This window comes from Vagococcus vulneris, from assembly GCF_003950515.1.
Taxonomy (GTDB): domain Bacteria; phylum Bacillota; class Bacilli; order Lactobacillales; family Vagococcaceae; genus Vagococcus; species Vagococcus vulneris.
On record NZ_NGJS01000020.1, the window covers coordinates 22,894 to 28,893 of the forward strand.

The 6,000-nt window shown below is 34.7% G+C and carries 13 protein-coding genes; 2 read left to right on the plus strand and 11 right to left on the minus strand.

Annotated features, from left to right (window positions below):
* Positions 1–98: 98 nt before the first annotated feature.
* The 9 genes from CBF37_RS10370 to CBF37_RS11690 all read right to left on the minus strand — a co-directional run bounded on the left by CBF37_RS10370 (position 99) and on the right by CBF37_RS11690 (position 4,460).
* Positions 99–317 (minus strand): hypothetical protein, encoded by a 219-nt coding sequence (locus CBF37_RS10370; protein WP_125984689.1) that lies wholly within the window; start codon positions 315–317, stop codon positions 99–101.
* A gap of 11 nt (positions 318–328) precedes the next feature.
* Positions 329–1,135, minus strand: coding sequence for an ATP-binding protein (locus CBF37_RS10375; RefSeq protein ID WP_125984690.1), 807 nt, complete (start codon positions 1,133–1,135; stop codon positions 329–331).
* Positions 1,135–1,896 carry a phage replisome organizer N-terminal domain-containing protein gene (locus CBF37_RS11915; protein ID WP_338067350.1) on the minus strand — a complete coding sequence of 254 codons (762 nt, stop codon included), beginning with the start codon at positions 1,894–1,896 and terminating at the stop codon, positions 1,135–1,137. Before CBF37_RS11915 ends, CBF37_RS10375 begins: the two co-directional genes overlap by 1 nt.
* 14 nt (positions 1,897–1,910) lie before the next feature.
* On the minus strand, positions 1,911–2,390 hold the full coding sequence (gene ssb, locus CBF37_RS10385) for a single-stranded DNA-binding protein (protein ID WP_125984691.1): 480 nt from the start codon (positions 2,388–2,390) through the stop codon (positions 1,911–1,913).
* Positions 2,391–2,400: 10 nt separating this feature from the next.
* Positions 2,401–3,057 (minus strand): putative HNHc nuclease, encoded by a 657-nt coding sequence (locus CBF37_RS10390; RefSeq protein WP_240626705.1) that lies wholly within the window; start codon positions 3,055–3,057, stop codon positions 2,401–2,403.
* Between the two features lie 5 nt (positions 3,058–3,062).
* The gene (locus tag CBF37_RS10395; protein ID WP_125984692.1) at positions 3,063–3,791 is read right to left on the minus strand and encodes an ERF family protein; all 729 of its coding nucleotides are present in this window, start codon (positions 3,789–3,791) and stop codon (positions 3,063–3,065) included.
* Positions 3,788–3,967 carry a hypothetical protein gene (locus tag CBF37_RS10400; protein WP_125984693.1) on the minus strand — a complete coding sequence of 60 codons (180 nt, stop codon included), beginning with the start codon at positions 3,965–3,967 and terminating at the stop codon, positions 3,788–3,790. The genes CBF37_RS10395 and CBF37_RS10400 overlap by 4 nt, the downstream gene beginning before the upstream one ends.
* Entirely contained in the window at positions 3,951–4,205 is a 255-nt protein-coding gene (locus tag CBF37_RS10405) for a hypothetical protein (RefSeq protein WP_125984694.1), read from the minus strand. Before CBF37_RS10405 ends, CBF37_RS10400 begins: the two co-directional genes overlap by 17 nt.
* A gap of 87 nt (positions 4,206–4,292) precedes the next feature.
* The gene (locus tag CBF37_RS11690; RefSeq protein ID WP_165866703.1) at positions 4,293–4,460 is read right to left on the minus strand and encodes a hypothetical protein; all 168 of its coding nucleotides are present in this window, start codon (positions 4,458–4,460) and stop codon (positions 4,293–4,295) included.
* A gap of 282 nt (positions 4,461–4,742) precedes the next feature.
* Between CBF37_RS11690 and CBF37_RS10410 the strand changes: the two genes are divergently transcribed.
* Positions 4,743–5,141: a hypothetical protein gene (locus tag CBF37_RS10410; protein ID WP_125984695.1), complete on the plus strand. Its 399-nt coding sequence runs from the start codon at positions 4,743–4,745 to the stop codon at positions 5,139–5,141.
* On the opposite strand, the gene CBF37_RS10415 is transcribed toward CBF37_RS10410, so the two are convergent.
* Positions 5,138–5,341: a hypothetical protein gene (locus CBF37_RS10415; protein ID WP_125984696.1), complete on the minus strand. Its 204-nt coding sequence runs from the start codon at positions 5,339–5,341 to the stop codon at positions 5,138–5,140. The two genes, CBF37_RS10410 and CBF37_RS10415, sit on opposite strands and share 4 nt — an antisense overlap.
* A 50-nt stretch (positions 5,342–5,391) precedes the next feature.
* Positions 5,392–5,544 carry a hypothetical protein gene (locus CBF37_RS11695; RefSeq protein ID WP_165866704.1) on the minus strand — a complete coding sequence of 51 codons (153 nt, stop codon included), beginning with the start codon at positions 5,542–5,544 and terminating at the stop codon, positions 5,392–5,394.
* 49 nt (positions 5,545–5,593) lie between these two features.
* Here CBF37_RS11695 and CBF37_RS10420 point away from each other — a divergent pair, with 49 nt between their 5' ends.
* Positions 5,594–5,950 carry a hypothetical protein gene (locus tag CBF37_RS10420; protein WP_125984697.1) on the plus strand — a complete coding sequence of 119 codons (357 nt, stop codon included), beginning with the start codon at positions 5,594–5,596 and terminating at the stop codon, positions 5,948–5,950.
* The last annotated feature ends 50 nt before the right edge of the window (positions 5,951–6,000 follow it).

Sequence of the window (6,000 nt, forward strand, 5' to 3'; positions counted from 1 at the left end):
TTTTGGCGTTACATTTTGGATTAGGACATGGACCAACAGTCGCCACGCCCTTTTCAAAATGGTGAACCTTACCTTTTCCGTAGCAATCCTTGCACATATCAAATCACCTTCTCAAATAAGAATATTTTGTCTCCCAGAATTTTTTCGGCTTCTCGTTCAGTAAAAGTTGTTTTAAAAGCACTTGCCCATCCTTCAACTTTATCCTCAAGAAATAATCGTTCACTCACTAAATCCATATTTAAATATAATTTTGTTTCGTCTTCAAAATCGGCTGAGTAGCCTTTTCGCTTCCGCCAATAATAAACTTTTTCTGTCATTTTCGTTCCTCCTAAAAATCAAACTTAATCCGCTTATCTCTTGTTTTTTCAGTGAATTTAATCACGTTATCTTTGCTCAATCCTCGATACAGTCTGCTGACTATCTTTGAGTTGTAAATCTCCTTAATCTCACCACTCGATAGATTAGTTGTGATAATTGTCCTTGTACGTTGCTCTAGCACTCCGAATATGACGCTCTGAATGTAGTTTGTCGCTTCACTAAGCTGATTAGTCCTGAACGTGCTTTCGCTCCCTAAATCGTCTAATACGAGCAAATCAACACTACCTAAAAGTTTAATCATGTTCGCTTCAGTGTATTTACTTTCCTTGTTGTTAAAACTGTCTTTTATACGTCTCATAAGTTCGTTAGTCGAAATAAACAGGCAGCTACCGTCAAATTCTCTGTTAACCTCCTTCAACATGCTCATAGCCAAGTGGCTTTTACCACTGCCTGGAATACCGGTTAAAATCGTGTTGAAGTTCTGATCCTTATCCTTGTACCTATCAGCCAAAACTTTAGCTTTAATCAAGGCTTGTTCTTCTTCCTGATTAGATACCTTGTAATTATCAAAAGTAGCCTGTCTGATTGATTGATCTTGACACAATGAGTCTTTAGCTAGTACATCAACTGTTCGCCGTTTAATATGCTGCTGTTCAGCTTTGACGACTAAAAATTGTTCTTTAGCCGTTCTTTCCTCTTTGATACAGTCAATGCAGCAAATACGACCTCTGATTTTGACTAACGATTTATCGTGTTTCTCGCATTTGGTCTTTAGGGCATCTAAATGCTTAGTCATATCGAATTGTAGTTTATTCATCAAAACTCAACTCCTGTATAGTTAGGTTTTTCATCGGTTGTTTTTTTAGTATCTTTTCTTGCCCAACTCAAAATTGTCAGATAGTGGCTTTTATACTTTTTGCCTTTTGATCCGATGTAGATTGATAAGTTATCAATACGCTGCTGCCAATCTGGAAACTCTGTTTGTAGCTTTTTCAATTCGTCGTCAGTTAAAAGTACATTGTTAAACTCTCCGTATTTGTGTTTAGGAGATTTTTTAGGAGTAGGTGAGGCTGGTTCGTCAGAACTAGGCGTTATATCTTTTAATTCTTTATCTAAATCTTTATCTAAATCTAAGTCTATATCTGTTGCGTCACGTGACGTCACGCTAACGTCATTTTCAACTTGAAGTTGTTTCTTCCGCTCGCGATACTTCTTATTGCGTTCTGCATTAAGCTTTCTAACTTTATCCATACCTTCGATATTTTGATGTTTTTCCCAATTAGCAATTGCTATCAAACCGTTCTCGCCTAAATCAACCATTTCAAAATTTTTTAACGTCGTTAATGCTAGTCGAATAACATTGACTGATTTACCGAAAAGTGTCGCTAACATTTCATCTGTATATGGCATATTACGTTGTATGTAAATCAATCCGTCATCGTTAGTCTTGCCTGCCAATACCAGCAGCCTTATCCAAATCACTAGTATTGCGTCAGCTTCAGGCATCGACTGAATTAATCGTATTTTTTCATCGTCAAACATTGTTGTTTTAAGTTTTATCCATGAAATTTCAGCCATTTGTCATACCTCCTTTAGAACGGCCAATTATCTCCTTTATCAATATGTTCCGAATTGCCAAACTGACCCATGCCGTCCATAGTCGGCTGTGAATAGTTCTGATTATTCTGATTGAAATTTTGATGCTGCTGATTAGATTGATTGCTGTTTTGGTTGCTTGATTGCTGATTGTCTTTCTTACTTTCTAATAATTGGAAGTTCTCACATACCACTTCTGTTACATAAACACGTTGACCTTGCTGATTTTCATAGTTACGTGTTTGGATACGCCCGACTACACCTAACAAAGCACCCTTACGAGCATAATTAGCTAAAGTTTCAGCTGGCTTTCGCCAAATTACGCAATTAATGAAATCTGCTTCACGTTCACCACTCGCATTCTTAAAGTTGCGATTGACTGCTAAAGTAAAACTTGCTGTTGCTATTCCGTTTGATGTAAAACGTAAATCAGGATCTTTAGTAAGTCTTCCGACTAATACAACGTTATTAATCATTTATTCCACCTCATATTTTTAATTTTTTTATCATTGTTGGATCTAGTTTTATTCCTTGCACTTTATATTTTTCAAAAAACGCATCGTTTCCTATAGTTTCAACTTCAACATGATGCACCCTACAAACTGCTAAGAATTTTCGCCAATCATTATCGACTCTATTCCTATTGTTGCCTATTCCTACAGCATCTACGTGATGTATATCAGCATGTTTACCGCATATTGCACATTTCCTGTGCTTACAGCATTGATACAGGTACCATTGCTCGTTTTTAGGTAGTAACTCGTACCCCTTTTTAAACGGTACATTCCACTCAAACATGAAGTCTATGACGATATCTAGTAGCTCGTTCACATCACTTTTAGAATCAATGGATGTATTTCCTAGAGAGATACTCTTGCCATGCTCTAAAAAATACTCCTCTTTAAACCAATCATGGAGTTCTCTAGTTCCTTCCCCACTCCAGTTGTAAATGTCATTCATTAATGCCCAATACAAGCGACGTTGCTTGTTAGAGAACTTCCGTTTATCTTTGAACACTAAGAGAACCTCGATGTTGTTTAGGTCACCATATAACGTTTTAAGGCGGTCTAAATTGATTTGCTCTAGCAATTCAAAGACAACGGTCATTCCTTTAAGTTGTTTTAATTTGGCGATTAATTCCAATTACATCACGCCTTTTTCTTAGCTTTTTCTGCCTTTGCTGCATTCTTTTCATAGGTTATCAACCAACCGTTCATGACATTTGCCACGACTCCAAAATCATAGGCTGAGAATTTTTCAAACGGCTTCTCTATATCGCTCATTTTAGCTGTCAGTTTAGCCTGTTTAGCTATTGCTTCTACAGGTTGGTTAGCATACGGTTTTAATTTCTCAACCAAAATATGAAGCCCTTCTACTTGAATATCGTCAATTGGAATTTTTTTTAATAATTGTTGTTGGAAGATGTCTGGATCAGAATCATCAGTTGGAATGTTAAAGTATTTCAAAATAAACGTTTTCTCTGCGTAAGTTAACGCTTGTCCTAATGCGTAAGATGCATTTTCGTCTGCAGCTGTTGCAACGAATTTAACTGATATTTTATCTTCAGGATTTTCGACATTTTTCCATACATATTCCATATCTAATACAATTAAGTAAGAGAAAATAGCCTTGTCAAACTTGCCTCCTGTATTCGTTCCTATTACTTGTCTAGTTACTTCTTTGTTTAAAATATGAGGTTCTAAAATCAACCCTTTTTCAAGCATTACAGGTTGAATTGCTGTTAAGACATCTTCAGAAGTGACTACTCTAAACCTTATAGATTGTTTTTCTTGCTTTTGAATGTAAGGGACAGCTTTTTTAACTTCCATTACTTTTTGATATGTAGTTTCTACTTTTTTTAAATCATCACTTTTCATTTCCCCATCGTCCTTTCAACTTTCGCTATATTCCGTAATAATTCCGGTAAATCTTTCGCTTTGTAAACCACATCTAAATCAACTGTGGCAATTACTCCGTCTTTTTGAAATGCTATGAAGTAAGTAGCGTATGGCGTTTTTAACGTTTGATCTTTGATGCTATACACTATAATCACGCTCAATTCCACATCGACTAATAATCTCTTGATTTCTAAAACAATCGAGAATATCTAGTAATATATCTTTATCAAGCAGATTTAATACGCCTGGTAAATCGTCTGCTTTAAATTGATAACCTTCCAATTCATAAACGATGTCTCCACTAAAGAGATCTTTACCTTTAAAATCTTCACCGACTGGCGTTGGATCATCTTTAGGCTCTTGCTGTGCGCCTAAACTGTCATAAACACTCATTGTCTAACCTCCTATATCGTGTTAAAATTAAGTCATTGATATTTAACTTAATTTTTTATTCCACCGCTGTCCCCACAGTGGTGGTTTTTATTTTTCCTCCACATACAACGTATCGAACGCTAACCACATAATCACTAAGCACATCATGACTATTGTGACTACGTTTTTAAATCCAACTAGTAATCCTGCTGTGAAAAAAATACTAACTAATATCGCTCCTACAATCCTGATTAACGTGACGTCGTTCTTAGTCATGTTTACCCCTCCTATTCCTGAAACTCTGCTTAATCGTCAACGAGCCTACGCTTAAAACGATTGCTAATACTCCGATTATTAATAAGTCCATGCGATATTATGTTTGCTCCTTTCGATATTTTGTTTTGCTAGAAATTGATAGTAGCCTGTTTCATACCACCATTTATCCGCTGCTTGTTTGTTTTTAGTCCAGTCCATGTTGCAAGCTCCTTTTTAAATAATTTTTGCTATACTATCCTTATCAGCAAGTGGTCTGCTGAAATTTGGTAAGGGGGTAAAAAAATGGATAAAGTATCTTCATTCGACATCGAATCACTTAGCGCTAAAGAATTGCTTGATTCTAAAAATAAATACGATTGTTTAGAAGAAATTCGAACTTTATGCGGACTATATTCTAATAATTTGGAGTTATGTTTAAACATTATTAAATTCTCTAATTTAGAAGGAACTTGGCCAGATGTTGAGGCATTATATCGGTTGTCGAATATTTATCGAGTTGCTATAAAATCTATATCATCAACATGGGAAGTTAGAAATGATTTATCTATTTATAGCTTTTTAGACAAGACTGATTCTTTTAATAAATATATGGACAAGTATCTTAACGATCCTTCCGAAATTAATTTAGACTTTCTAGAGAGCTTATTTGATAACATCCAATCTTATGCAAAAAATATTTAATAATCATTTAGCATTAATAATTTAATGGCAAGATAAAAATTTTCGAGATCCAAATCATTTGAAAGATTTTTATCTTGTCTTTCTTTCTTTTGCAGATTTTGATAAACCTCATACTTATTAAATGGTGCAACTTTTCTTAATTCCAACGCAGCTTGTTCTTTAAACTGTTTAGCTAACTTCATCATATTTTCGTAATCCATCTTTAGTCCTCCTACCTTTATTAACGAAATCCAACTCGAAAATGTAAACCTTACTCGTAATCAATTTCAAATTCTACCGAAGCCAATTCGTCTGCCAACGTTTTGGCTTCTTTTAATAAACTTTTTAGTTGTTCTGCTTTAGCTATCATGTCATCAATGCCTAATATGTTAGCTGTAACGCTTATTTCTGTTTGTTTTTCCATGACTTACCTCCAATTTGATATACTCACTGTAGAAAGTGAGGTGAAAACTATGAATTCTTTAGAAGATTTAACAAATGATTCAAAATATCTTTTAGCTTCGATGTATAAACTCTATATCGAAAAACGTAAAAACGGGCTATCCAAAGATGAAGCAACTAATTTTAACGATAGTGGTTATTTACACAAAGAGGTAATGCCTCGATGGTCAATTGAAGATGTTATTTACTCATGCAGAGAATTAAAAAAATGCGAATTTTTAACATACACTTTTTATGGTGAAAATCACTTAATACTTATTACGATGACACCCAGAGCTATTTCACTTATGGAGTCGCAATTCAAAGACAAAGTTGATTCTGTCATTGATTATGTTGCTAAAATAAAAGGTTTAATCCCTTTTATTTAATCCAAAAGGATCGTTCTTTAAATCAATTAATGATGATTCGAATTCGTTTA